This window comes from Streptomyces sp. NPDC059875 (assembly GCF_042731085.1).
GTDB lineage: Bacteria > Actinomycetota > Actinomycetes > Streptomycetales > Streptomycetaceae > Streptomyces.
Genome location: NZ_JBHWJZ010000019.1, coordinates 50,725 through 75,495, shown reverse-complemented (window position 1 = coordinate 75,495; position 24,771 = coordinate 50,725). Strand labels below are relative to the sequence as shown.

The following is a 24,771-nucleotide window of genomic DNA, read 5'->3' as shown; positions in this document are numbered from 1 at the left end:
CGAACGATACCAACGCGATCAAGAAGCCGGTAGATGTCCCACCCATTGACCATTGAATTCGACAACTCTCGACGGAATGTCCGTTAGATACCAACCTGCCCGCACAACCAACCGTCTGCCAACGTCCGTACAGGTCAAGCAGTTTGCACGCGCCAATCGCGGCCCTGCGCAGACTCGCGGCCCAACGTGGAACGGGAAATAACGCACGACTGCTTGCCAGGGACGGGGATATAGAGTCAGCGGGCATTTCAGATGCCCATTCAGGGAGGGGAACGTGTCGATGACACATCGGAGAGGGATGCTTCCAGGCAGACGGTGGAGACGTCTGCTGGTGAGTGTTCTGGCCGGCGGGCTTCTGGCGCCCGCCTTGGGTGTGGCACCTGTCCACGCTGCCCCCGCAACAGGATTGCCGCTGTTGACCGGGTCCGATCCGGTCGCGGACGGTTCCATGACGGAGGCGGAGAAAGCTTCGCAGGATGCGGTGGCGACTGGTCAACCTGTCGAAGTCGTCTCCCGTCGTCAGGAGGCTGCCGATACATGGGCGATGCCCGATGGCTCATTCTCGGTCAAGCAGTACGGCGCGGTTGTACGGGTTCTGCGTGATGGCGCATGGGTTGCCGCGGACCCGACTCTGGTCTTCGCTGCCGACGGCTCCGTCGAGCCGAAGGCGACTTCTGTCGGTGTGAAGTTCTCCGGCGGAGGCACCGGCCCCATGGTCACGGGTGTCCAAGACGGGCGGACACTCAGCCTCACCTGGCCCAAGCCACTCCCGACCCCGACTCTTGACGGGAATGTGGCCACCTACGCAGAGGTCCTGCCCGGGGTGGATCTGCAGCTCAAGGCCGAGGTGGAAAGCTTCTCCCAGCTCCTGATCGTCAAGTCCGCAGCGGCCGCCGCGAACCCGGAACTCGACCAGCTGCACTTCGCTACGGACACCGCCGGTCTCAGTCTTGCCAAGGACACCGAGACGGACATGCTCGTTGCCACTGACCCAGCCGGGCAGACGGTCTTCACCAGCTCCGCACCGGCCATGTGGGACTCGCCCTCTTCATCCGGGGGCACCATGGCCCAAATGGCGGCAGCCGAAGAGGCCGGCGAGCCCACGAACCCCTTCGAGCCGACCGTCGGCGCCACCGAGGTCGCGATGCCGACCAACCTCAGTGGCGACACGCTCACCATCACCCCCGACCAGAACCTCCTCCAGGGCCCGGACACCACGTACCCCGTCTATATCGATCCCGAGTTCGACTACGGATCGTGGAACCATTGGACTCGCGTCCACACGCTGTGGCCCGACAACTCGTACTGGGACAAGAAGGAAGTTGTCCGCGTCGGCTATGAGGCCACAACCAATGGCACCTCTCGGTCCTTCTTCCAGATGAACACCTCGGGCGTGAGCGGTGCTGACGTCGTCAGCTCGACCTTCCGCATCCGCAACGTCTGGTCCTGGTCCTGCGAGAGCCGACCCGTGGAGCTATGGGAGGTCGACGGCATCTCCCGCGCGACCACGTGGAGGAATCAGCCCGCCAAGGTCGGGACCAGTCCACTGGACACGGTCAACGACGCCAAGGGCTGGAACTCTTCCCTGTGCGCCGCCGGCAACCTCGAGTTCGACGCCACCAGCGCCGTGCGCACCGCGGCCAAGAACCAAGAGAGCAGCGTCACGCTGGGTCTCTACTCTCCTGACGAGACCGATGAGTTCGGCTGGAAGAAGTTCGACCCCAAGACGGCCGTCCTTGAGACCCGTTACAACAACCCGCCGGACACACCGACGCGATTGGGTACCAACCCCAGCACGTCGTGCACCGTGGGGGGGACCATCGGCAACGTCTCCATCAGCCTCTACGCCTTCGTCAGGGATGAGGAGAGCGGCAACCTCACCGCCGAGTTCCAGCTCGACAACGTGGACTCCACACCGCCTGTCACCTACAGGAAGGACGCCATCAACCAGCGCATGGCTAGTGTCGTGCTTCCTCTTACCGACACGCCCAGTGGCCAGTACACCTGGAAAGTCCGGGCCTTCGACAAGGACAACGCTCCCTCAGCCTGGAGCCAGACCTGCAAATTCACCGTCGACCGCACACGTCCCGCGAATCCCCCGACGATCACCTCGGCAGGTGGCCTCTACCCGAGCGGCGACAACGGCTGGCCCACTCCCACAGGCCCCTCGCGGACCTGGGCGCGGTTCACGTTCGGCAACGGCGGCGTAACGGACGTCAAGAGCTACTACTGGTGGACCGACACCAACCCCACCATCACAGAGACTCCTGTGAACGCGGGGTGGGCGGACACCTACGTGGCCTCGTACGGACCTCATCTCATCTACGCCTACAGCGTGGACGGTGCCGGTAACAGGTCGGACACCTCGACCTACCTGTACTACGCCACGCGTTCACAGGACCGTGACGAGCCGGGCGACCTCAACGGTGACAAGTTCAAGGACATCTGGAGCGTCGACAGCAACGGCACTCTCCTCACCTACGCCGGAAGCGGGAAGGCCCAGTTCTCAGCCGCCACCAATGGTGGCGCAGTCTTCCCCGACCGACAGGTGGCCTACAGCGGCGACTGGACCGAGGGCGGCGGATACAACGACCTGATCTCGCTCGAGCTCAACACCAGCGACAACAAGAAGCAACTGCGCCGCTACAGCAATCGCGATGGTACGGGTGTGGTGAAGGAAGGCGACTTCGATCAGCTCATTGTCGAATGTCCTGTTTCCAAGCCCGTCGGGTCCTGCAAGGCCAAGCCGGGCGAGTCATGGACGGGTAATGACCACTGGCACAACGCCGAGCAGATAGCCGTCACCTACGCCAACAGCGACTCGGACCCCGACCTGCTGGTCAAGCAGGGCAAGCACCTGTGGGCCTACCTGGGGAACCGCACCACCAACCTCTCCGTAGTGAGTAAGCGCCCTGCCCTTGTCGGCCAGGCGGACTGGGACCAGTTCACCATCGCCGCACCCGGCGACATGAACGCCGACAAGGTGCCCGACCTGCTCCTGCGCCACAAGACCACGGGAGACGTCTACCGGTCCTACGGTGTGATGGCGGGCAACGAGCTCGACTACTCGCAATGGGGCGCCGCCGAAAGCCGCGTGAAGATCGCTTCAGGACTTCTCCCCGCCGGGGACTACCCCGAGTTCGGCTCGCCCGGCGACCTCGATGGCGACGGCGTCTCAACAGATCCTGCCCTCAGAGGCGACGGCATCATCGACCTCTGGGCGCGCAAGTCCGACAACACCATGGTCGGCTGGCACGGCACCGGAACTCCTACCGGCCTGACCGGCTTCGCCACCCCGTTCAACATCGACGGCATCACCGGCGGAAGCCGTCTCGTGGCCGGCAGCCGCCTCACCTCCGGACAGTCCGTCTCCTCCCGCTCCGCCAAGTTGACCATGCAGAGCGACGGCAACCTCGTCGTCACCTCGAAGGCCAACAAGGTCCTGTGGTCGTCGAAGACGCAAAACAACCCTGGCGCCACAGCCCGGGTGGAGGCGAATGGCAACGTGGCCGTCTACAGCGCGGACGGCTCAACGAAACTCTGGTGGACAGAGCTGACGGCAGCGAACACCCCGGGTCTCACCGGTGAGGGTTACGCCTTGCTCCAGGACCGGGGCAACCTGGTCGTCTACAACGCCAAGAGCCAGTCCCTGTGGTCCAACGGCAGCGCAGTCCGTCACGACTACAACGGCGACGGCCGTAGTGACATGGCGGCCTGGTACGTCGCTCCCGACAACAAGTCGTCGCTGAGGTCCTTCCTGGCGAACGTCGATGGCTCCTTTGCAGCCTGGGCGAAGTCCTACGAGTCGCTGGTAGGCACCTGGAACATCGACCGGATGAAATTCGCGACCGGTGACTACAACGGTGACGGCCTGGGCGACATGGCCGCCCTGTACGACTGGGGCGACGGCGTGGCCAAGCTGTACACGTCACTCGGGGACGGCAACGGCGGCTTCAAGAGCCCCTTCATCCAGTCATGGTCCTCGGGCAAGGGGGGGTACTACTCGTCGAGCATGACCCTGCAGTCGGGCGACTTCAACGGCGACGGCCGAGACGACCTCATGGCCTGGTACTCGTACTGGGCTGGCAACGACACAATGTTCACCTTCACGGCCGATGTACGAGGAGGCTTCAACGCGCCGTTCGCCGCATACCAACTGCAGGCGGGCTGGTGGGACGTGAAGCAGGCCAAGTACACCACCGGGGACTACAACGGCGACGGCCGAGACGACATCGCCGCCCTGTACGGATACCCCAACGGCGACCTGAAGCTCCACACGTTCCTCGCCCAGCCCAACGGCGGATTCAACGGATCCACCACCTCCTGGCAGGGCAACGCGACCACCTGGGGGTCGTGGGGCCGCACCTATCCGCACAGTGGTGACTTCACCGGCGACGGACTGGACGACATCACCTTCTGGTACGACTACGCCGACGGCCACGACGCGATGATCATGGTGCCCGCCAACAGCAATCGGGACGGCGGCTTCAGCACCATGCCACCCCCTCCCGCATGGCAGTCCCCTGCCGGGAACTGGGACTACACGAAGATGAAGGTCGTGCCCGGCGACTACGACGGCGACGGCCGTGACGACATCGGCAGCCAGTACGGCTACTTCGACGGCACGGTCCGCATGTGGACCCATCTGTCGAGCGGAACAGCCTCGTTCAGCACAGCAAAGGGCAGCTGGACCTCCACGGGCACCGAATGGGACTTCTCCCGTGGAACCTTCCTGCGGCCGTACACCTACTGACACCACTCACCATGTGAGCTGAACGAACCGATGCCCTGGCAGAACACCTGCCGGGGCATCGGTCAACTCAGCCCAGCTGCACGCTGATCGCACCGCACGCCGCCCAAGAGACAAGGGGTTCTGCACAGTCAGGAAGCCCACGCCGTACTTGCGGGCATCACACGTTCGCTGATTTTGTGTCAGGTCGCCTCAACAACTGCCTCGAACTCGAGGGGCAAGTCGAGCTCGGTCTCCATCGTGAAGACGGCATCCATCAGAGACCGCAGGCGCTCGGGAGCGTCGGGCATCACGTGCGCGTAGGTCTGATGCGTGACCCTCGGATCACGATGTCCCAGCCACTCAGCCATATCCGTGACAGGCACACCCTTCGAGAGGCCGGCGGAGGCGAAGAAGTGGCGAAGCCAGTGCGGGGTGATCCTCCGCGTGATTCCTGCGGCCTTCTTGGCGTTGCGCCACAGCCGGTCGACGAGGGAGTACATAAGGATGTTGGTGCGCCCGATGTTGGAGAAGAGGCAGTCCCCCTCCAGGCGGTTGAGCCCCTCCTCTACGCGAAAGGTGCCGTACAGCCGGACGTGCTCCTGCACCTTCACGGCGATGGTGGGTGGCACGGGAACCGCTCGCCCCTCATCCAGGTCACGCCACTTGAGGTTACGGATGCAGTGGGCGCGTCCTCTGCCCTTGGTGATGGCCTTCTGGACTGCGGTCCTGGGCTCTTCGTTCTCGCCGTCCTGAGTGACCTGGCGGTCGACGTACAGCGTTCCGCTCTCGAAGTCGAACTGCTGCAGTGTCACGGCACACACTTCACCGATGCGCAGTCCGCATCCAGCCATGAGCCACACGAGCAGCTTGTAGGGCCCGGGTAGGTACCGCTCGATCGCCTCGATCTCCGCCAGGGTCGGCAGACGGATCGTCTTCTTCACCCTCCGCTTCACCCGTTGGCGACCTGTGCGGACGTGCTGGCACGGGTTCTTGGTTATGTACTCGTTGGCGACGGCGAAGCTGAAGACGCCCGCGAGCGTCTCGTAGCGATTGATCGCCGTGCTCTCTTCATAACCACGCTCTTCCACCATCCACTTCAGCCACGCATTGAGATGCTTCGGCTTGACGGCACCGATGGCGGTAGCCCCGAAGTAGGGCTCCACGTGGAGGCGAAGGCTCGTCTCGTATTGATACCGCGTACCGTTCACCCGGCTCCCTGAGTCGATGAACTCGCGGTACACAGTCACGAGCGGAATCAGCAGGCCCGTGGGAGCGATATATGTTCCAAGATCCTTTTCCCGCTCAACCTTAGCGGCAAAGGAGTCGGCGGCCCCCTTTCTCTCGAACGACCTCTCCCGCTGCCGCCCGCCCCGCCCGCCGGGCTCCCGATACCGCACGGTCCAAGGGTGGCCGCAGCGAGTGGCAGTACAAGGATAGTTGTTGCTCTTCGCCTCTTCTTTACATTTCTGGAATATCCGAGCCAAGCTATCGCGCCACCCGACCGAACGCCGACAGAGAGTAATCCATCAGATTATCCATATTTCCTTTCCAGGTACGCGACCACGTCGCGCTCACGAAACCTCAGGAGACGACCGACCTTTTGAGGCCGCAGACCCCAGGCTCGATACTTATTCTTGATCGTCAGCTCACTGACTTTCAACCAATCAGCTACTTCAGCCGACGTAAGAAGCCGATAACTTCCACCCTGCGTCAAGATTTCACCTCCCATTCCTGCGGGCATGTTGGATGACCCCCAGCAGGGGTGCCGTTACGGTTCAGCGACGGGCATCAAGGTCGCCTGTTCAGCACAGGACGGATCCATTCCCCCACGCCTGAGTACACGGCGAGACCCACTGCGTCCGCTACAGCTCCACCGCCAAGCGCAGCCGAGTGCGAACACCTCAATGGTCGTAAGGATCGCCGGTTTGGCTAACCGGCGATCGTCGACTATGTTGCGCGCGCCGCGTCGGATGAGGTCGGCAACGTCAGGTAGGCCGCCGTCAGGTGGCCAGTCGGTATGGGCGCAGAGCTAACGTCGCGCCGTCTGCAACAACGAGCACCAGCCGACGCGTCATCTGTGAGGCACTCAAGATTCCTTGTTACGAGGCGATCGGAGACACTCATGGCCCGGGCAACGCGCCTCACCATTTCCCCAAGGTCGCTGCTATATGCGCGAGAATTGCAGGGTCGCGGCGGTAACTTAGCTGCAGCAAGTCCTCACAGAAGAGGCCGGCCGTGCATACGCACAGTCCGGCAGAGACCGTGCCATAACCACCGGACATTCGCCCGGACCAGGCATTCAATCCTCCGAGGGAAAATAGGACAGGGGGCGTGAAGCGGGCAGATCTAATAGCAGAATCAGTCAGACGGGCCTCCCAAGCAGGAACAATGTCAGCGCGGCAGTTTCCCAGGTTGAAATTTCAAGTTTGTCTCGCCCTACCCGTCAAGCAGTCCCTTGTCTGACCTGGCTTTTCTCCGGGACGTTGTACGTTGACATGGTCCCGGCCGAGGTTCCAGTCTTTTGCCGTTGATTCTTGTCTGCCGTGAGCGAATGCCTGCTATCCCCCGCCGGAGAGTCAACCAGCTTGGGAGCGACAAAGGCGGCCTGTAAACGAGCCGGCGAGGGGCTGCCGAGGGCGGTCCCCGGTCGGTGTCCGCTGTGCTGTGGTGGGCACCAGACGAAGGACAGGTCCAGTGCGGGCGGGAGGGGACGCTGGGCTTCAGGAAAATGCCCGTGCCCGCATCTGTGAGTGCTTCATGATGACGGGCATGCACCCTCGTGACGAAGACATATGGCGGGCGATCGACCAGGGCCTCCGGGCGATCGACTGGGAGGCGTGGTTCGGTTGCCCGGAGGGTGCCGACTACCTCTCCCCCGCAGGTCACGAGGTGACCGCACGCGCGGTGGCCGGCCTCACCGCGTTCTTCGACAGCCGCTGGCTGCCCAAGGCCGTGGTCCCCTCCCCCGCCCCGGGTCGGGCCAGCGACACCTTCGTCGGTCTGGGCCGAGCCGCCCCGGTACTCCAAATCATGAACGGAGCCGCGCCGGGAGCATGGGTAGAGGCGGTGCGGTGGTGGGCCGCGTACGCCTATCTGGAGGAAGCCGGGGTACCCGGCATTGCCTCGGTCAAGCGGGATGCACGCCGCGACGTCACCCTGTCCCGGTTCCTGCACTCCCAGACACAGGCCCGGCTCGCGCTCATGGGGGCGGCCCGCGGACTCCCGGTCGAGCTGGAGCCGACGAAAGCCAGCGGCGGTCCCGGCGACGTCCGCATCGGCCCCGTCTTCATCGAGGTCGTCACCCTCGCCGAGGACCAGAAGCTCCAGGACTACGAGAGGTTCCGCCAGAACTGCCGGGCTCACCTCTTCACCCTGGACAGGGGCCGCGACATCTACTGGGAAGGTGACCTCCCCGAACTCCTCAATGGCGGCGACTTCGAGACCTGGAAGAAGCGGACCGAGGAGGCCGCCCAACAGTGCGCGGCCTTGGGGGCCGCGGTCGGTGTCCTCAGCAGCGCCGGGAGGCGGCTGACCGTTCACCCCGGCACGGCTCCCCAGAACACCACCCTGACCGGGGACACCGTGGAGAGCGACCAGGGCAGGCGGCTCCTGGGCAAGGTGCACGGCAAGTGTGCCAAGACGGCGGGGGCGGGCACCGCGTGGATCTGGGTGGAGGACCACAGCGGCCTCTTCCACTTCCCGACGCCCTTCGCCGAGATGCCGCTCGCCGCCAAGACCGATGCGCTCGCAGACCTGTTGGCGCCGCTCCTGGCGGAGTACGTCCACGTTGCAGGGATCGTCGTCTCGAACGCGGCCCGCCGACGCTTGCCGCTTCCGTCGAACGAGGACGCGCTCCGCCCCGCCGCACAGGGCTTCCGACGGGGGCTGCCCCTCGACCGGGTCCGGGAGACGATCGTGATCCCCCGGCGAATCCTCCTGCCTGAACAAACCAGCCTGATGGCCCGAATGTGCAATGCCGAAGCTGATGCGCTCGACTGGGCTCTGAGGCAGCTCGGTGTTCCCCAGGGCGTGACATCTCTGCTTGCCGACTCGTCGACGCCGCACCGGGTATCCCCTCTGTGGACACCGTGAGCCGACCGAGGCGGTAAGACGGCGTGGAGACGACATGTTGGAGTCCGGTGAGGGTGGGACGGTAAGGCTAGACCGCAAACTCCTCGTGCGGGATGGCCGAAGTCAGACAGGGTGACGAATCCCTAGCCGCGCACGGCTTGGAGCCGCTGCTCCTGCACGGCGGCATGCCGCCGACCGAGCGGGCCCGCGTCCGAGCCCGCCTAACCGACGAGACGACCACCCCGCTGGTGCTGCTGGCCATCGACAAGCTCGCTGGTGAAGGATTCGACGCCCCCAGGCTCGACACCCTGTTCCTCACCAGCCCGATCTCCTTCAAGGGACGCATAATCCAGCAGGTCGGACGGATCATGCGCAACACCGAGACAAAGAAGTCCCACGTCGAGGCGCATGACTACCTCGACGCGGACGTGCCCTGGCTGGAACGCATGCACCACAAGCGGCGCCGCATCCTCGAACGCCGCGGCTTCACCGCCACCACCCCCAACAACCTGCCCCAGCCACCCGCCCACCCCGCTGTCCCCGCGCGGCGCCGACCAGAGACCTCAAGAACCGCGACGACACCACCGGTGGCCGAGGTACGGCGGTGGGCCAAGGACCAGGGCATGGACGTGCCACCGCGAGGCCGACTCCGCAGCGACATCTGGTATGCCTGGCACGAGGCCCGTCCCCACGCCCAGCCGGTCAACTGAGCCGGCGCGCGACGGACTCAGCACCTACTCGCCGAGCTGCTCGATCCACGGGTGCGGCCCGTGCGTGCTGCCGATCGACTGCACAAGCCATGCCCGCTGCCCGGCGTCGAGGATCGGCAGCACCGCGGCGAAGTCGACCGCGTCCTTGGGCCGCGGCTGCTTCGCCTTGTAGTAGAGCTGGACCTCCGGCCGCAGGTAGGGGATGCCGGCCGCGGAGACTGCCCCCAGGTCCGCGAGGCCGCACCGCACGTGGCGGTCCCGCCGCGACACCCAGTCGTCGCCCTCGGCCTCGTCGAGCATCACTTGAATCCGCCATGGCACCGACGCGTTGGGGCGGCACCAGACGTCATGCACGCCGACCGGCAGCAGCTCGGCGGGCCGCCACGGCCGCAGGTTCCCGGGCGGGTCAGCAGCCCACCACTGCCACCCGGCGAGCACCTCCTGAACGGCGAGCTGGTCTCGGCGCAGCACGAGGACGTCGATGTCGTGGTGCTCGCGGAACGACCGGCCCGTGGCGAGCTCGATGGCATGACCGCCCGCGATCCACCACGGGGCAGCCGTCTTCGAGAACAGCGCGGCGACCTCACTCAGCGGTGCGGGCTGCCAGCTCTGCTCGGGGCCCTGGCCGGTCACCATTCGCGGCTCGCGCTCGGTGCGCGCCAGATCATCGCGACATCGGGCCGGACAACGAAGCCCATTGTGTCGTACAGGGGGCGGCCGTCCGCCGAGGCGTACAGATCGATGACTGTGCAGCCCTGCCCGGCTAGCCAATCACGCGCGGCCGTGACGCAGGCCCGGCCGTATCCACGGCGGCGGTGCGCCGGGTCGGTGGCCACTGACCCGATGTGCCCGGCATAGGGGGCACTGTTCCCCGGGCTGGGGAGTCGAGGAGTGCAGGTTCCTGCGGCGCACGCGGCCAGGCCGCCGCTCCCCGTGTCAACGACGAAGATGACGAACAGCGGGTCGTCGAGGCGCTGGGCGAATGCCGCTGTGCAGTCCGCCGCCCATCGCGGAGCGGGCGCTGCACCAGACGACCCGAACATGATCCATCGCAGCCTGACCAGCTCGGGCACATCCGCGGCCACGTCGCGACGGGCTAACTCCCGGACCGGCATGCATTCTTCCTTTCACGGAGGCGTCAGCAGTGCGCGACTGGGCCCGGTACCGCGCACCGGCCGCATCCACATGTCGCCGGCACTCATGCGGAGGGCCAAGCGTATTCGCTGCAAGTGACGCCGTCGGCGATGTGCTGCAAGGCGACCGCAAGGTACGGAGGCAGAGGCACGGGGAGGCTGCTGGGCTTGTGCCACTGCCAGCCCTCGCACTTGTCCGGCTCGGGGTTCCCGATCTGACCGTGCCAGCGGTCGACCTCGAAGAAGAAGGCGATCCGCCGTGACCCGGCGTGCGTGGAGACGTGGTGCATCAGGTGCACGAACCGCACGTCGGAGGGGAGGGCGGTGGCGCCAGTCTCCTCGGTGAACTCCCGGGCGGCTGCCAGCGTGGCGGGCTCGTGGTCCTCCATCAGCCCGGCCGGTACCTGGTACATGCCAGGGAACACAGGCTGATTGCCGCGGCGCCCCATCAGGATCTCGTCGCCCTGGCGGACGATCAGGTGAACGTCGGCGTAGTGAGCGGCGTACGCACGGCCGGACTCTGCGGTCTTCTCAGGCATGGCTCTCCTCCGATCGTCAAGGCCGGTCACGCTACAGGGCACCTTCGTGACCGGCGGCCGATTTCAGCCGCCGGCACTATTGGCTTATTGACGGGTGGCGATATGGGCTTCGGTGCGGATGTGCTCCTCGAATCTCCCGTCGGGCTGCAGCTTGGTGAGGGCCTGGCGTAGGTCGGCCTCGAACTCGGCGCCCCGGGCCGCCGAAGTGAACGGGCCGGACGGCGCGATACACGCGACACCGCCACCCGGTTCGCCCGCCCCGTGCTCAGGCAGCGGCTTGGAGCAAGGCTCGGGCGTCGGCGAAGGCCCGGAGCTGGGCGGCCAGGTCAGCGGGACCGAGGTGGGCCAAGGCCCACAGGGCGGTGACGCGCCGGGCGGAGGCCCAGATGCCGGCGGCCGGAGGCAGGAACGGTGCGACGATGATGCCGCGGGCGGCGAACGGAGCGGGGTCGAGATAGGTCATCCCGCCGATCCCGCACAGATACGTGCCGGCCCTGGCCTCGTTGGTGAGGTCAGCGAGCCGCTGGGATCGGCCCGGCCGGGCGGGCAGCCGGCTGGCGGTAAGGACGCGGCCTTGCCAGCCGAGGAGGTCCAGCAGGACACGGGTGGACGTCTCGGCGACGGCAGCGGTCCGGCCGCTGTCGAACGCGGCCCAGACCGGCTCCAGAACCGTGTGGAGAGCAGCCCAGTGAGGGCTGGTCCGGTATTCCTGCCGGATCATCGCCACGGTTCGTCGCCTGGCCAGGGCGGGATCGGCGATCAGAGCGTCCCGGATGGGAGTCCGGCGGCCCTGGGGCAGGTGGGTGGGAATGGAAAGCCACCTCCATCGGTCCGCGTCCTCCAGGGCTGCCAGGCGGGTGCGGTGCTGGTAGTCGCGGCGGGTGAACTGGACGTCGTCGAGGACGATCCAGGTGTCCGCTGCGAACAGCTTGGCCAGTGTCGTCAGCCTCGGGAACAGATTGGGCTGGCGGACGGCACACGACCCGCCGCCGGGCCGGTCAGGAGCTGATGAGGCGGCTGGTAAAGCCGTCACGGATGAGGGACTGGTATGCGGCATGCACGTCCTCCGGAACATCCTGGACGATGGCGAAGCCCTGCTTCGGATACTCGATCACCCGCTGGAGATCGCCGACGAGCATGTCCACCACGAGCTTCTCGTCGCCGATGCTCTTGAAGTAGTCGTCCAGCTCCAGCGGTTCTGACGCGCACACGATCTCGACTTCGGGCCACAGCTTGCTGGCGGTGGCGAAGGACCGCCTCTCCATATAGGGCTTGGAGACCAGCAGCACCGTCGTCGGGACGATGCCGGCCGACGCGAGCAGGTCGCGGGTGAAGGTGATGTTCTGGCCGGTGTTCGCGGCGTTCGGCTCGACGAGGATCGCCTCGTCGGGGACGCCGAGTCCGAGAGCGTGCTCGCGGAAGTGGACGGCCTCACCGCGGGGGAACCGGGCCCGGGTGGTGGGGCTGTTGCCGCCGGTGAACACCAAGGTCGGGAACAGGCCGCGGTGATAGAGGTCTGCGGTGGCCGCGGCGACGCCGAGGTCGTGGCTGCCCAGGCCGATCGCCACGTCGGTGGACCGCAGCTGGTGGCCCATGAGGTGGTAGTCCCAGATCAGCTTGGACCGGCGCCACTGGTCCTCGGTGATGGTCTGCTGGTTGTCGCCCACGCTGTTGTCTCCCTGATCACCGGGTGGCGGGGCCGGCCTGACGGCCCCGTGTCCATGGCCTTGATGTTCTCGATGCTGGCAAGCTGGTTGGACAGCCCGAAACGGGCGGCCATGGTCGCGGCCTTGTCGAGAACGTGAACGCCATCATCGCGGGCAGCGGGGTCGCTCAGCAGAGACGTGGCCGTGGGCGGTGTCCAGGCGGACCTTCTGCGTGGAGGCGTCGGTGGTGGCGATTCAGCGGGCGACGGTGACGAAGTGCAGGGCAGACGGGAACCGGAACTCCCCCACGAATGCGCACGCCCACGGCAGTGATGCCAAGGACGGGTCCCTCGTCCGCATTGATCCCGGGCGCCGACGGGATCCGCCTGGAAGTACATGACAGCCGCAACCGGCGCCAGCCCCGGCCCCGAACCCGCCCCTCTCGCCCTGGCAGACGAAGCTGGCCGGGGCCTGGGGTTCGTCACCGCACTCGCCAGCCGTTGGGGCATCGAAGCCCGCAAGCCACGCAGGAAGATCGTCTGGACCCACTTGCCCAGCGCCCCGCCGGCCCTGCCATCCGAGCCGCTGAGGGCCTGCGATCCCGCTATGCCCGCATCATCGTGCCTGGAGCGCCCATGAGCCCATGGGAGCGCAGCAGTCTCGTATTCCCCGCTCGCCGGCAGCCATCCGCCTGCACCGGGTATCAGCGCGGGAACGCGGAGCGTCTCAGGAGCGTTCGCTGGCGTCGTTCCAGTAGTTCTGCAGCATGTCGGTGGGCCATTTGGGCTGGTGTACGGGGCCGCGGGGCAGCATCTCGCGGAAGACTGGCGCCAAGTCGATGACCGGAGTGCCTTCATCGGCGTCGAGGTCCGTGACGTGCAGGTCTCGTCCTTCCACTCGCAGCAGTCGAGGGTACGAGGTGCCGATGCGGGCCGGGCGGCGGTGGTTTCGGTGTACGAGTCCGCCGGTGGCTGGCCAGTCCGGGTTTCCTCGCGGGCTTCGCGGTTCGAGCTCGATGTCGCTGTCCGAGCCCATGCTGAAGTGCCAGATCACTTCGAGGTGGCTGAACTCGTCGATGCCTTCCAGGGCGCTCTCGGGGATGCTCGGGACGAGACGGATGATCGACTCGACGCCACCTTTATAGTCGTCGAGGCGGCCGGTCTGGCCACCAATGACGGTGGCGATCACCGGCACCTGAATGTACTCGTTGAACACGCGCTGCCTCTCCTGAGATGGCTACGGATCGGGGGCGGATACTCCCCGAACCAGGCTTCCTTACCGTACGGGTCAGCTGACTTGGAGTACTGCTCGGGCCCTGGCGTCGAGTTCGGCCGCCGGGCTGCCGCCCCGGCTGCGAAACGGGCTCAGGGCACAACGCATCTGCACAACGGTCTCCCGAGCGCGGCCCGACTGCACTCCGGTCATCGCATCGAGCTCCTGGGCCCAGGTGGAGCAGGCGGTTTCGAGTTGTCCTTGGCGGAGCTGGACGTCGCCGAGGTACCAGCTTCACGGAATGTGTCCGCTTGAACCGCTCCCGGCGGGTGTGGACGCTGCGCTTGTACTCGCGCTCGGCACCCTTCATGTCGCCGAGGTCCCTCAGCGCGGCAGCCGTTTCGCGGGCGAGGCTGGCCTCGCCGAAAAACCAGACACGGCCGGTTCGTCGCCGTCGGTGGCACGGCCGAGGTCGTTCTCGGCCTGAGCAAGTCCGGCTGCAGCCTCCTTCTTGTACCCGGCGGCCGCGAGGCCGCGGGCGTGAACAAGGCCCAAAAGTGCCTTCTCCCGCCAGCACGCCTCCGCGTAGCGGCCGGCCGGAGAGCGAGCCCTCGGCCAGGGAACGGCCTCGGTCGGCTGTTTGAGATCGACTGCCTGGTGGGCCATGGCGCGCAGCACGTGTCCGGCGAGCGGGGCGTTGCCGGCCTCCTCGGCAAGCTCGGTCGCCAGGGTCAGCCAGCGCAGGGCGATGGGGTGCTCGCCCGTGTCGAAGGTGTCCGCCCCACGAGGTAGGCGAGCTGCTGTGGCAGCGGTCATGGCCCGGCGTATGTCGTCAGTGGGGAACCGGCCGGCGAGGAGCTCGGCGACGTCGGTGCGCAGGTATGCGACGAGGGCTGCCCGGCCGAGTGCTGCTGCGCGTCGCCGAGCAGCCGGACCGGATCGACGACCTGGCGGATGGGCTGCAGGCATAGGTCCGTCAGCTGGCAAGACGCTTACCCGTGTGTCGCCCAGTCGACACGCCTAGAGGATGTTCCAGAGGAGCTGCCCATCCCGCTTCTTGAGCCCGTCGACTCGCCTCTGGACCTCGCTCAAGGACTCGGGCGCATACCTGACCTTCCGAGCGTTGGTGGTGATCATGCGCAGCTCCCGGATGTCACGGAGGACCGGATAGCCAGGGCACTTCGTGACGTCCCACCCGTAGGCATCCGCGAAGGCTCGGTAGTGGGCCTGGCCGTAGCCGAATCGCCGGCAGTGGACTTCGACGGTGACAAGATCCCATTCCGGCTGACCTCGGGCGATCGTGTCCCAGTCGCACAGCACCGCGGACCTGTTGAGGGTGTGCAGCGCGTTTCGGTGCTGCGGATCGCCCTGTATGAGCCCGGCAGCGAGTGCGAACCGGACTTCCCGCAGTTGTTCTTCGAGGCGGTCCGCCTCATCCCCCAGGTATCGGATCATCCCTGCGGGAAGGCATGTGATCGCTGCGAGTGAGCGGCGGATCGCCCGGATGTTGTCGTGTTCGGCGAGGGAAATCGGGGGTGCGGGTAGCGCGTGGAGCGCCTTGAGGGGCCCAGCCAGTTGCTCGGCCGCCACAGGATGCTCGGGCTGCGGGAAGTAGGTCCAGAAAGTGACGGCGTGTTCGTCAACAACGACCGGCTGATCGCAGGGGTGGAGCGGGACGGTGGGAAAGCCTGCCTCCATGAGCCATCGCACGAAGGTGACCGTGCGCGCAACACTCTCGACGTCAGTGCCCTTCCGGGCGATCTTGGCCACCACTTGCTCCTTCTCCAGGAGAAGGACCGCGTTGGTGTGCCCACGAAGAAGACGCGCGTCACGGCTGTCGAGCCCAGCCTTCGAACAGGCGCGCTCCAGTACCTGGTACATCTCGAACTCGTCGAACCCACCGGGGGCCGGCGTGATTGTCATGCGGCCCAGGCTCCCCGACGAGGGCCCGTTCTGTCACATCAGTCCCGGCGGAAGCTCGATGATCTCAAGGAGTTCGCGTGCCGCTCGGCTTGCCCGTATCGCCGGCGGGAGAACCTCGACGACCTCGCGGGCTCTTTCCTCCACGATGGGTGTGCGGTGGGCGGGGTCCATTCGCAAGAAGGTGACGCCTGCCAGCTGGCACGCTTCGGCAGGGCTTCGGTCACGCGCGTAGCAGATGGCCGCTTCCAGCCGGAGGAGGGCGGGGTCGATGCCTGTCTTGTCCCGGTAGAGAACGAGCGCCTGCTCCTGGGCTTGGCGCGCCTCGCGCGTATGTCCGAGAGCGGTCAGCGTCCCGCTCGCGTAGAGCAGGTAGCGGCGCTCTGGAAAGGCGAAGGCATCGTCCGACGCATCGCCTCCGAACTGTTCGAACACCCGCGTCGCGTAGCGCAATGCAGCTTCGGCCTTCTCCTGGGCTCCCAACTTCGCCAAAGCCCGGGCCTCTGCCGCCGCCGCGAAGGCGTGCGTGGCACTGGTCGGTGCTCTGCTGCTGATGACCCTGGCCTCCCGGCACAGGTTCACCGCGTGGGCGATCGGACCGTAGTAGAAGGGCAGCATCGCGGCCTGAGCCCTGACACGAGCTCGAAGCTCCGAGTTTCCGCTGTCGTCTGCGGCTGTACGCGCTGTGGCGTACCAAGAGCGCGAGCGCGGGAGGTCTCCGAGCTTCATGAGCGCATCAGCGGTCAGAGTGGAGAGTATCGCCGTCAGCTCGGAGAGCCGGACCTGGACGGCAGCTGGCTGTCGGCATGCGGCCAACCCCTCGACCTCCACGAGCAGGTCGAGAAGGCGGGCAAGCATGGGGGCTGGTGGGGTGGAGATGTACTCCCGACGGGCCCATAGGACCATCTCGTCTATGTCGTCCAGTTGGCTGGAGTTGACAGTGGCGGATGCGAGAGTCCGGTCTACCGCGCGGCGAAGTGCATCGACCCTGTGCGAGAGGTTTTCACCAGCCGTTGGGATCCGCTCACCAACGGCCGCCAAGGGCATCGTCTCAGCACGGTGCCCGTGGCGAGTTTCTCCACGCAGGACGACTCCGGCGAGCGCCTGCGGCTCGTCCAAACCCAAATCATCGGGTGAGCAGCCGTAGAAGCCGGCGAGCACAAGCACGGTGGGGCGAACAGGGTGATGCTTTCCCTTCTCCCAAAGCCGCAGCTGTTCAACGGTGACCCGGGGCGCCCCGTCCACGTCAGAGACGAGCTCATGAATCTGCGCTACCGCATCGGCGAGGGTGAGGCCCCTGGCGAGACGCCGAGCCCTCAAGGGGGAGACCGAGCAGTGCGCTTGAATCGTGCGGGCGATCTCGTCGGTTGAGTGTCCGCGCTCGCGCCCACCCGCGCGTAACCGCTTTGCGCAGGACGGACCGTGGGACTCGGGACCACGTTGCATTGAAGTCGATTCCCTTCGAACTCGCCCACCAGCGTAGTGACACACAGAGTGCGCTGCGTCAAGAAAACGTGACTCCGTCGATCCGGTACCCAGAAATGCGTGACACGTCACGCAATCACGTCACGTTTACGTGAACCGTCACGGTTGCCGCTCCTAGTCCACGAGGGCAACTCTTGCCCCCTCGGATTTCCGAGACCCATACACCGCTCGCTGGCGCGGAGTTGGCTCCTGCCGGGGCCGAGAAGGGGAGCTGATGAACGTGCACCATCCCACGGCCGACCTCCATCAGCCGGGCTCCACCACGCTGCCCACATGCAGCCCGCAGGAACGCGACGTCCCCGGCATACGGCTCAGTGCCCCAGCCGACACCGTGGATCCGCAGCCGTGCGAGGGGCGCGCCTTCCAGGCTGTGGCTGTGTTCCCGGCGGAGTTGGCCGCAGTGTCCCGGGCTCGTCGGAACCTGCACCAGTTCATGTGCCGTTCCGGGCTGTCCTCGATCGCGGACACCGTTGCACTCGGGGCTCAGGAGCTGATGGCGAACGCGGTGACGCATGGCTGCCGCGGTCAGGGAGCGAGGGAGTTCACCGTAAGGGCCTCCTGCCGACGCGGACGTTTCCGGGTCGAGGTACAGGATCCGTCGGCCGTACGGCCGGTCCTGCGGGCGGCCGGCGCCGACTGTGAAGGGGGCCGCGGTCTGGTCCTGGTCGACGCCTTGGCCTCGCGCTGGGGAGTCCAGCCTGGCCCGGGCCGAGGGAAGACGATCTGGATGGAGCTGGACGTCGCCGGTGAGGAGGACGGGTCGTGAATCTCCGCCTGTCTCGTACCGCCCTGCGTCGAAGCCCTGCGCGCACGGCCAAAGGAAGCCGCTCCATCGTCGCCCCCGCCTGGGAAACCCTGGCCCTGGTGCTCGACGAGAACGCTCCGCCGCTCGACAGCGACCACGATGCAGACGACCTGGTCCTCAGGCTGCGCGGCCACCTCTTAGAGCTGGGCCATACGGCTCCCGACTCGCCCTGTCCGGCGGTCGAGAAGGCGCTCGCTGCGGCTCGGCACGTCGCGGACGTCGATGGGCCGGCGGACTACGTGGGGGCCCGTGTACATCTGCGGCGACTGGCCGAAGCGGTGGCCGTGGTGATCAGTGAACTGGCCGGTGCCGGCCTGGTGTGCGGCCACCGTCCCGAGTGCCCCTCCTCCGACGCCGGCGACTACGAAGCCGCCCGCGTTCGGGTGCGCCGTCCCGAGATCGGGTGCAGCGAGCTGTGCAACGGCGTACTCGTCTTCGACGACACGGGATGCCTCCTGCCGTCCGGTGTCGTCGTCGCCCCACGGCGGGTTCTGCCTCGGAACGGAACCGATTCGAAGGCGGTGGCCTCGTGATCTCCCCCTGCCCGAGTCCCGTCGGTCCGGCCCTGGGAGTCCGGATCCTCGCTCCGGAGGAGGCGTGCGACTACGAGTACGTGGCCGCACGGCTCGTCCGGATCGAGCTGATGCTCGGCGCGGTGGCGGTGGCGCTGCATCGGCTGGCCTTCCTCGCGGTCCCAGCCGGCCCGGGGCGGCGCGGCGGCCGGATGGACATGCTCGATCCGGTCTTCGCGGAACTCACCGCGGGGGCACTTCGCGGTCGTCCCGGCTTCCACGGTGTCACCACCAGCGGAACGCACGTGGTCTGGGGCGACCCGGTACCGGCAGACATGGATGCCGACGCTCGGTGCCAGTTCTTCGGCCTGCGCGGGTTGACCGGAGATCGGCGGCTGCACGCGTACCACCGGGAGGTGCTGTATGCCTAAGCCGCTCTCAGCGAAGCCGTCCTGGAGCCGGCGCCCGAGCGTCGGCGTGGTCCGCGTCGTGGTCTTCGTCCTCGCGATGGCCACCGTGATCTACGCCGGTTCCGGACCGAGACCGTGGTGACCCCCACCGGCCTGGTCATCACCGTACTGATGGTGACCGCGATGGGCCTGCTCGTCCTGTTCGGGGCGCGCCCGCGCCGACTGGGGCCGTCTCATCGCTCGACGGACTCGGGCGACGGCGGCCACGCCGCTGCCCTCTGCCGTGCGCACTCGACTCCCCTGTGTGAGGACTTCCCATGCTCGATCCACACGTGACCGTGACCGCCCTGCTCGGCGCGGGATTCGTCGCCGCCTTGGCAGGTCTCATAGCGCAGACCCGCGGGAAGCGGGCCATGGCTGCACAGGCCGCGTCGGCGGAAATGGAGCGCGATGCCGCCTCCGCGCACGCCGGCGCGTTGGAGAGAGAGGTGTGGCACTTCGCGGAGGTGACGATGCCGGCCCTGGTGGACGTCCTCGCCCGGGGGCACCGCGGTGTGCAGGTCCCCGGTCTCAGCCAGGAGCAGCTCGCCGGCACCACCGTCGACCATGCGAACCAGACCGTGCGGCGACTGCTGCAGGAGGCTCTGACCGTCACGCGCGAGCAGATCGGGCGCACGGCCCGGTCCTCGGTGCGCGACGTCATCGACGAGGCGCAGACGCGTCTGCACCGGTGTCAGATGACCGTCGTCGAGGAGATGGAGCGCTACCTCGACGGCACCGCCTACCACCAGAGCCTGATGAATCTCGATCACCTGGTCACCCAGGCTCTGCACACCCTCCAGCGCACGCGCATCCTGACCGGGTCGTGGCCCGGTCTGCAGCGCGCGGACTGCACCGTTCGGGAGGTTGTGGAATCGGCCCGGGGACGGATCAGCGACTTCCTGCGCGTGACCTACACCTACGAGCCGGGCACCGGGGAGACCTGGCTGGAGGGACGCATCGTGGAGCCCGTCACCGTCGCGCTCACGGAACTGCTGTCCAACGCGGCCGCGTACTGCGACGGCAAGGTCTTCGTCGAGGTGCAGGCGGTCCAGAGCGGGTACTGCATCATCGTCGACGACGGCGGCCTGGGCATGAACCGCTTCCAGCGCGAGGAGGCCGCTCGGCAGCTGGCGCAGCACGAGGTGCTGGACGTCACCACCCTCCGGGACGCCGGCCGGCTCGGGTTCGCGGTCATCGGGCGTCTCGCCGGCGAGTACGGCTTCGACGCCGACGTCAGCAGCACCTCGCCGTACGGCGGTGTGCGGGCTGTGCTGCGCGTCCCGCGGGAGCTGTTCGGGCACGGCCCGACCGCCGACGAAGTGGAGGCCGCACGGCAAGCGGCCATGGCTCTGACGACCGAGGCTGCCTTCACCGGCGGCTCTCCCGCACACGACGGGGACGGGCACACCCCGCCCGCCGCGCGGACAGGCACCGGAGGACTGCCGCAGCGCCGTCGGCGAACGCCCCGCCCAGCGGCGCGCGTCCGTGACAGCGCGCCGGTGCCGGCGGACGACCCCGATGCATTCGCCGCCGGCCTTGCCCGCCTGGGGCAGGCCATCCACGACACCGAGACGCACTCCACCGAAAGAGACCAGCCCCGTGCTTGAGCAGCAGCCGACCGCCGACACCCACGACATGACCTGGGTCCTCAACCGCCTCACCAAGGAAAAGGGTGTCCTGCACGCCGTCCTGTTCACCACCGACGGCCTCGTGCTGGCCCGTTCCGAGGGCCTGCCCCGTGACGTGGCCGACCGCACCGCCGCCAGTTCCTCGGGCCTGTTCTCGCTGGGCCGCGGGCTCGCCGAGTTCGCCCAGGTGTCCCAGGGCGAGACCCCCCGCAAGATCATCATCGACCTGCCCGACGCGTGCACCCTCGTCTTCGGCGCCGGGCACAACGCCGTACTCGCCGTCTCGGTCAGCGCGGAGATGACCGAACCCGAGGTGGCGGTCGCGTCCGCGGAAACCATCAAGGCCATCAAGGGCCTTGAACCCGTACTGTCCGCGCGCGCGAGGGCCAGGACCTCGTGACACCCCGCGGACGTCGGCGTGCCGGGATGGTGCGGCCCTACACCCCCACCGGGGGCAGGGCCGCACCCACCCGCCGCACCCTGGACCTGGCCACGCTCCTGATCGCCGACCCGGACAAGCCCCTGGCCGGGTTGGATGCCCACTCGCACCGGCTGATGCAGCACTGCCTGCCCGGCGTGCTGTCACTGGCCGAAGTCAGTGCCGATCTGCAGCTTCCGGCCGCCGTGACCAAGGTCCTGGTCGCCTCCCTCGTCGACAGTGGCCACATCCTCAGCCGCAGCCCCGTCCCCGTCGCTCAGCAGCACGACAGACATCTGCTGGAGAGGATGCTCGATGCGCTCCACAAACTTTGAGGGCCACTACCTGGCGCCTGGGGTCGACCAGTCCGTGAAGGTCGTCATTCTCGGACCGTTCGCCGTCGGCAAGACCACGCTCGTCGGTGCCGTGTCCGAGATCAGGCCGGCCTCGACCGAGGAGCGCATGACGAAGGCCGGCGAGGCGGTCGACACCCTGCGGGGCCTCTCGGACAAGACCACCACCACGGTCGCCCTCGACTTCGGCCGCCTCACCCTGACCGACGACATCGTGCTCTACCTGTTCGGCGGCCCCGGCCAGCCCCGGTTCAGCTACGTGATCGAGCAGCTGATGCAGGGCGCACTGGGTGGCGTGGTCCTGGTCGACACCGCACGGGTCACCGAGTCCTGGGATGCCATGGGGCGCATGGAGGAAGCCGGCCTGCCCTACGTGGTCGCTGTCAACACTTTCGCGGACTCCCCCGGTTACACCGAAGCCGAACTGCGCCAGGCCCTGGACCTCCACCCGTCCACACCCCTGGTCGAGTGCGATGTCCGGCTCAAGGAGTCGGCCAAGAGACCGCTGATCGCGCTCGTCTCCCACCTGCTGTCGTGCCCCCGCCTGGAGCCCGCCTCATGACCACGCCGCCCCCGCTCTCCGCCCGCGGCTGCCCCATGCTGCACGGCGCCGCGTTCGCCGCCCGCCCGACCGCCGTCTACGAGCAACTGCGCGCCCAGGGCCCCGTCGGCTGGGCTGAGATCGCCCCTCACGTGCATGCCTTGGTCGTCACGCAGCACCGGGCCGCCGTCACCGTCCTCAACGACACGGACACCTTCTCCAAGGACTCGCGCCTGTGGGCCGCCTTGGCAGGCGGCCAGGTTCCTCAGGACAGCCCGGTGCTCGGCATGATGGCCTGGCGCCCTTCCGTCCTCTACACCGACGGCGAGGAGCACGCCCGCCTGCGGTGGGCTATGGACGACTGCATCGCCCGGATCGACGCTCACCAGCTCCGGGAGATCACTCGGCGCAGCGCGCTGACGCTCGTCGCACGCGTCATTGGCCACGGCCAGGCCGACCTGATGAGCGACTTCGCCGACGTCGTGCCCATGCTCGTCTTCGCCGAACTCCTAGGCTGCCCTCCCGACATGACCAGCCGGATGGTGCGCGCCTGCCAGGACCTCATCAGCGCCGGCCCCCAAGCTGCCCAAGGCGCCGCGGACTTCGCGGGGCTGCTGTTCGAACTCATCCAGCTGCGCCGCGAACGGCCCGGCCAGGACCTGACCTCCTGGATGATCAACCATGCGGCGGCGCTGAGCGACGAGGAGGCACTCAACCAGCTCTTCTGCGCCGTCGGCGCCGGTGTCATCCCCGCCGCAGCTTGCATCGCCTGGACCTTGCACCTGCTCCTGCGTGACGACGAGTACGCCGGCAGCCTCGCCGCCGGCACCCTCACCGTTCGGCGGGCCATGGAGAAGGCGCTGTGGGAGCGGCCTCCGATGGCGAACTTCTCCGTCCACTTCGCCCGCTACGACACCTACCTCCACGGCGTCCTTGTACCGGCCCGTGTCCCGATTCTGATTTCCCACGCGGCCGCGAACACTGACCCGTTGCTTCCGCGTGGCCTCGGCTACGACAGCCGGGCCCACCTCGCCTGGTCGGCCGGCCCGCACCGCTGCCCCGCGATCTCCCAGGCCACCACGATCGTGCAGACGGCTGTCGAGACGATCCTCGACCAGCTCTGGGACATGACGCTGACCGACGAAAGCCCCGAACCCCTCCTGCGGCACGGCCCCTTCCACCAGTGCCCGCAGACGATGCCCGTCACCTTCCACCCCAAGTCCCACGACCGTCTTCCCGCCACAGCCCTCGCAGGAGGTACCTCGTGATCAGCAGCTCCACCTCCACCCCGGCCGTCACCCTCGACAGCAACGGCGGCCGCCGCCTGTTCGCCCAGGCTGACGAACTCCGCGCAACCGGCCCGGCCGTCAAGGTCCGCATGCCGGAGGACGTCATCGCCTGGGCCGTCACCCGCGGAGACGTCGCCAGGCGGCTCCTCATCGACCCGCACGTCTCCAAGGACGCCCGCACGTCGTGGCCGTCCCACACTCCCGGCTCCATACCGTGGCTGTTCCCGTGGGTGGACGTCGTGAGCATGTTCACCTCCGACGGCGAGGACCACCAGCGCCTACGCCGCTTGGTCGACCGCGCCTTCACCCCCGGTCGCGTCGAAGCGATGCGCCCCGCCATCCAGGCCATCGTCACCGACCTCCTCGACGGCCTGGAAGCGCAGGAACCCACGGTCCCGGTCGACCTGCGCGCGCACTTCTCCTACCCCATCCCCACCCGGGTGATCTGCGACCTCTTCGGTGTCCCCGTCGACCAGCGCCCCCAGATGCTGCGCGTCATCGACTCCGTCCTCACCACCGACGTCACCGCCTCCGAAGCCGAGAACATCCGTACCGCCCTCGCCGCGGCCATGCAGGCGCTGATCGACACCAAGCGCAGCAACCCGGGCGAGGACATGACCAGCCTGCTGCTGGCCGCCCACGAGGAGGACGGGGACCGGCTCAGCCACACCGAGCTCATCTCCACACTCATCCTCATGATCGGTGCCGGCAGCGAGACCGCCGTCGCCCTCATCAACGCCGCCGTCCGTGAACTCCTCACCCACCCCGACCAGCTGGCCACCGTGCTGGCCGACCCGGAGCGCTGGAGCGACGTCATCGAGGAAACCCTCCGCCTCCGCCCACCGATCATGTACCTGCCCCTGCGCTACGCCACGGCGGACATCGACCTGGGCGACGGCGTCGTCATCCGGGAAGGCGAAGCGATCATCATCGGCTTCGGCGCCCATGGCCGCGACCCCGGCGTCCACCAGGACCCCGACGTCTTCCGCATCGACCGGGACGACAAGCAGCACCTGGCCTTCGGCTACGGCATCCACTACTGCCTGGGCGCCCGACTGGCCAAGCTCGAAGCCGAGGTCGCGCTCCCGCCCCTGTTCCAGCGCTTCCCGCGGATCGCCCTGGCCTGCGGCATCGAGGACCTCGAGCCGCAGCGCTCCTTCATAGGCACCGACGTCACCACGCTGCCTGTCGTGCTGCAGGCCACGCCGTAGGAGCGCAGACGCTCACGCACCAACCCCGCTGAGGACTGCAGCCGCTCGGACCCCGCAGCAACTATCCACCGGGCCCTGCACGTCCGGCTCCGGCCTACCGGCGCCTGACCGACA

24 protein-coding genes are annotated in these 24,771 nt (G+C 67.4%); 13 read left to right on the top strand and 11 right to left on the bottom strand.

What is annotated here, in order from left to right; genetic code table 11:
* Positions 1-280: 280 nt before the first annotated feature.
* On the top strand, positions 281-4,753 hold the full coding sequence (locus ACFV9D_RS23200) for an FG-GAP-like repeat-containing protein (RefSeq protein WP_385149527.1): 4,473 nt from the start codon (positions 281-283) through the stop codon (positions 4,751-4,753).
* 179 nt (positions 4,754-4,932) lie between these two features.
* On the opposite strand, the gene ACFV9D_RS23195 is transcribed toward ACFV9D_RS23200, so the two are convergent.
* Positions 4,933-6,129, bottom strand: a complete 1,197-nt coding sequence (locus tag ACFV9D_RS23195; protein WP_385149312.1) for a tyrosine-type recombinase/integrase — start codon at positions 6,127-6,129, stop codon at positions 4,933-4,935.
* 134 nt (positions 6,130-6,263) lie between these two features.
* Positions 6,264-6,461, bottom strand: coding sequence for a helix-turn-helix domain-containing protein (locus ACFV9D_RS23190; RefSeq protein WP_385149524.1), 198 nt, complete (start codon positions 6,459-6,461; stop codon positions 6,264-6,266).
* Between the two features lie 1,040 nt (positions 6,462-7,501).
* On the opposite strand from ACFV9D_RS23190, the gene ACFV9D_RS23185 reads away from it, so the two are divergent.
* Complete coding sequence (locus ACFV9D_RS23185; protein WP_385149309.1) at positions 7,502-8,824, top strand: hypothetical protein; 1,323 nt, start codon at positions 7,502-7,504, stop codon at positions 8,822-8,824.
* Positions 8,825-8,916: 92 nt separating this feature from the next.
* Positions 8,917-9,513, top strand: coding sequence for a helicase-related protein (locus tag ACFV9D_RS23180; protein WP_385149306.1), 597 nt, complete (start codon positions 8,917-8,919; stop codon positions 9,511-9,513).
* Positions 9,514-9,537: 24 nt separating this feature from the next.
* Here ACFV9D_RS23180 and ACFV9D_RS23175 read toward each other — a convergent pair whose 3' ends face one another.
* The 9 genes from ACFV9D_RS23175 to ACFV9D_RS23135 all read right to left on the bottom strand — a co-directional run bounded on the left by ACFV9D_RS23175 (position 9,538) and on the right by ACFV9D_RS23135 (position 17,082).
* A complete protein-coding gene (locus ACFV9D_RS23175) occupies positions 9,538-10,149 on the bottom strand; it encodes a nucleotidyltransferase domain-containing protein (RefSeq protein WP_385149303.1) in 612 nt (203 codons plus the stop codon).
* Complete coding sequence (locus ACFV9D_RS23170) at positions 10,143-10,628, bottom strand: GNAT family N-acetyltransferase (RefSeq protein ID WP_385149300.1); 486 nt, start codon at positions 10,626-10,628, stop codon at positions 10,143-10,145. Before ACFV9D_RS23170 ends, ACFV9D_RS23175 begins: the two co-directional genes overlap by 7 nt.
* An 83-nt stretch (positions 10,629-10,711) precedes the next feature.
* The gene (locus ACFV9D_RS23165; RefSeq protein ID WP_385149297.1) at positions 10,712-11,215 is read right to left on the bottom strand and encodes an NUDIX domain-containing protein; all 504 of its coding nucleotides are present in this window, start codon (positions 11,213-11,215) and stop codon (positions 10,712-10,714) included.
* Between the two features lie 235 nt (positions 11,216-11,450).
* Positions 11,451-12,218 carry a WbqC family protein gene (locus tag ACFV9D_RS23160; protein WP_385149294.1) on the bottom strand — a complete coding sequence of 256 codons (768 nt, stop codon included), beginning with the start codon at positions 12,216-12,218 and terminating at the stop codon, positions 11,451-11,453.
* Positions 12,184-12,852, bottom strand: a complete 669-nt coding sequence (locus tag ACFV9D_RS23155) for a YdcF family protein (RefSeq protein ID WP_385149291.1) — start codon at positions 12,850-12,852, stop codon at positions 12,184-12,186. The genes ACFV9D_RS23160 and ACFV9D_RS23155 overlap by 35 nt, the downstream gene beginning before the upstream one ends.
* Positions 12,853-13,557: 705 nt before the next feature.
* Positions 13,558-14,046: a TrmO family methyltransferase gene (locus ACFV9D_RS23150; RefSeq protein WP_385149287.1), complete on the bottom strand. Its 489-nt coding sequence runs from the start codon at positions 14,044-14,046 to the stop codon at positions 13,558-13,560.
* 381 nt (positions 14,047-14,427) lie between these two features.
* Positions 14,428-14,859, bottom strand: a complete 432-nt coding sequence (locus ACFV9D_RS23145; protein ID WP_385149284.1) for a hypothetical protein — start codon at positions 14,857-14,859, stop codon at positions 14,428-14,430.
* A gap of 204 nt (positions 14,860-15,063) precedes the next feature.
* Positions 15,064-15,966 carry a phosphotransferase family protein gene (locus ACFV9D_RS23140; protein ID WP_385149281.1) on the bottom strand — a complete coding sequence of 301 codons (903 nt, stop codon included), beginning with the start codon at positions 15,964-15,966 and terminating at the stop codon, positions 15,064-15,066.
* 33 nt (positions 15,967-15,999) lie between these two features.
* Positions 16,000-17,082 (bottom strand): XRE family transcriptional regulator, encoded by a 1,083-nt coding sequence (locus ACFV9D_RS23135; protein WP_385149278.1) that lies wholly within the window; start codon positions 17,080-17,082, stop codon positions 16,000-16,002.
* 580 nt (positions 17,083-17,662) lie between these two features.
* On the opposite strand from ACFV9D_RS23135, the gene ACFV9D_RS23130 reads away from it, so the two are divergent.
* The 10 genes from ACFV9D_RS23130 to ACFV9D_RS23085 all read left to right on the top strand — a co-directional run bounded on the left by ACFV9D_RS23130 (position 17,663) and on the right by ACFV9D_RS23085 (position 24,657).
* Positions 17,663-18,214 (top strand): ATP-binding protein, encoded by a 552-nt coding sequence (locus tag ACFV9D_RS23130; protein ID WP_385149275.1) that lies wholly within the window; start codon positions 17,663-17,665, stop codon positions 18,212-18,214.
* Positions 18,211-18,786 (top strand): DUF5999 family protein, encoded by a 576-nt coding sequence (locus tag ACFV9D_RS23125; protein ID WP_385149272.1) that lies wholly within the window; start codon positions 18,211-18,213, stop codon positions 18,784-18,786. Before ACFV9D_RS23130 ends, ACFV9D_RS23125 begins: the two co-directional genes overlap by 4 nt.
* The gene (locus ACFV9D_RS23120; protein WP_385149269.1) at positions 18,783-19,196 is read left to right on the top strand and encodes a DUF6302 family protein; all 414 of its coding nucleotides are present in this window, start codon (positions 18,783-18,785) and stop codon (positions 19,194-19,196) included. Before ACFV9D_RS23125 ends, ACFV9D_RS23120 begins: the two co-directional genes overlap by 4 nt.
* On the top strand, positions 19,189-19,317 hold the full coding sequence (locus ACFV9D_RS23115) for a hypothetical protein (RefSeq protein WP_385149266.1): 129 nt from the start codon (positions 19,189-19,191) through the stop codon (positions 19,315-19,317). The genes ACFV9D_RS23120 and ACFV9D_RS23115 overlap by 8 nt, the downstream gene beginning before the upstream one ends.
* A 175-nt stretch (positions 19,318-19,492) precedes the next feature.
* A complete protein-coding gene (locus tag ACFV9D_RS23110; RefSeq protein ID WP_385149263.1) occupies positions 19,493-20,824 on the top strand; it encodes a histidine kinase in 1,332 nt (443 codons plus the stop codon).
* Positions 20,817-21,245 carry a roadblock/LC7 domain-containing protein gene (locus tag ACFV9D_RS23105; RefSeq protein WP_385149260.1) on the top strand — a complete coding sequence of 143 codons (429 nt, stop codon included), beginning with the start codon at positions 20,817-20,819 and terminating at the stop codon, positions 21,243-21,245. Before ACFV9D_RS23110 ends, ACFV9D_RS23105 begins: the two co-directional genes overlap by 8 nt.
* Positions 21,246-21,271: 26 nt before the next feature.
* The gene (locus ACFV9D_RS23100) at positions 21,272-21,598 is read left to right on the top strand and encodes a DUF742 domain-containing protein (RefSeq protein ID WP_385149257.1); all 327 of its coding nucleotides are present in this window, start codon (positions 21,272-21,274) and stop codon (positions 21,596-21,598) included.
* The gene (locus ACFV9D_RS23095) at positions 21,579-22,178 is read left to right on the top strand and encodes an ATP/GTP-binding protein (protein WP_385149254.1); all 600 of its coding nucleotides are present in this window, start codon (positions 21,579-21,581) and stop codon (positions 22,176-22,178) included. Before ACFV9D_RS23100 ends, ACFV9D_RS23095 begins: the two co-directional genes overlap by 20 nt.
* Positions 22,175-23,425 carry a cytochrome P450 gene (locus ACFV9D_RS23090; RefSeq protein WP_385149251.1) on the top strand — a complete coding sequence of 417 codons (1,251 nt, stop codon included), beginning with the start codon at positions 22,175-22,177 and terminating at the stop codon, positions 23,423-23,425. The genes ACFV9D_RS23095 and ACFV9D_RS23090 overlap by 4 nt, the downstream gene beginning before the upstream one ends.
* Entirely contained in the window at positions 23,425-24,657 is a 1,233-nt protein-coding gene (locus ACFV9D_RS23085) for a cytochrome P450 (protein ID WP_385149521.1), read from the top strand. The genes ACFV9D_RS23090 and ACFV9D_RS23085 overlap by 1 nt, the downstream gene beginning before the upstream one ends.
* The last annotated feature ends 114 nt before the right edge of the window (positions 24,658-24,771 follow it).

Bases quoted from the DNA above. Each gene is read 5' to 3' on its own strand.
- ACFV9D_RS23115 (WP_385149266.1), top strand. From the start codon at position 19,189: ATGCCTAAGCCGCTCTCAGCGAAGCCGTCCTGGAGCCGGCGCCCGAGC.
- ACFV9D_RS23145 (WP_385149284.1), bottom strand. From the start codon at position 14,859: ATGACCGCTGCCACAGCAGCTCGCCTACCTCGTGGGGCGGACACCTTC.
- ACFV9D_RS23090 (WP_385149251.1), top strand. From the start codon at position 22,175: ATGACCACGCCGCCCCCGCTCTCCGCCCGCGGCTGCCCCATGCTGCAC.
- ACFV9D_RS23175 (WP_385149303.1), bottom strand. From the start codon at position 10,149: ATGGTGACCGGCCAGGGCCCCGAGCAGAGCTGGCAGCCCGCACCGCTG.
- ACFV9D_RS23100 (WP_385149257.1), top strand. From the start codon at position 21,272: ATGGTGCGGCCCTACACCCCCACCGGGGGCAGGGCCGCACCCACCCGC.
- ACFV9D_RS23200 (WP_385149527.1), top strand. From the start codon at position 281: ATGACACATCGGAGAGGGATGCTTCCAGGCAGACGGTGGAGACGTCTG.
- ACFV9D_RS23095 (WP_385149254.1), top strand. From the start codon at position 21,579: ATGCGCTCCACAAACTTTGAGGGCCACTACCTGGCGCCTGGGGTCGAC.
- ACFV9D_RS23140 (WP_385149281.1), bottom strand. From the start codon at position 15,966: ATGACAATCACGCCGGCCCCCGGTGGGTTCGACGAGTTCGAGATGTAC.
- ACFV9D_RS23190 (WP_385149524.1), bottom strand. From the start codon at position 6,461: ATGGGAGGTGAAATCTTGACGCAGGGTGGAAGTTATCGGCTTCTTACG.
- ACFV9D_RS23110 (WP_385149263.1), top strand. From the start codon at position 19,493: ATGCTCGATCCACACGTGACCGTGACCGCCCTGCTCGGCGCGGGATTC.
- ACFV9D_RS23170 (WP_385149300.1), bottom strand. From the start codon at position 10,628: ATGCCGGTCCGGGAGTTAGCCCGTCGCGACGTGGCCGCGGATGTGCCC.
- ACFV9D_RS23180 (WP_385149306.1), top strand. From the start codon at position 8,917: ATGGCCGAAGTCAGACAGGGTGACGAATCCCTAGCCGCGCACGGCTTG.
- ACFV9D_RS23130 (WP_385149275.1), top strand. From the start codon at position 17,663: ATGAACGTGCACCATCCCACGGCCGACCTCCATCAGCCGGGCTCCACC.
- ACFV9D_RS23185 (WP_385149309.1), top strand. From the start codon at position 7,502: ATGCACCCTCGTGACGAAGACATATGGCGGGCGATCGACCAGGGCCTC.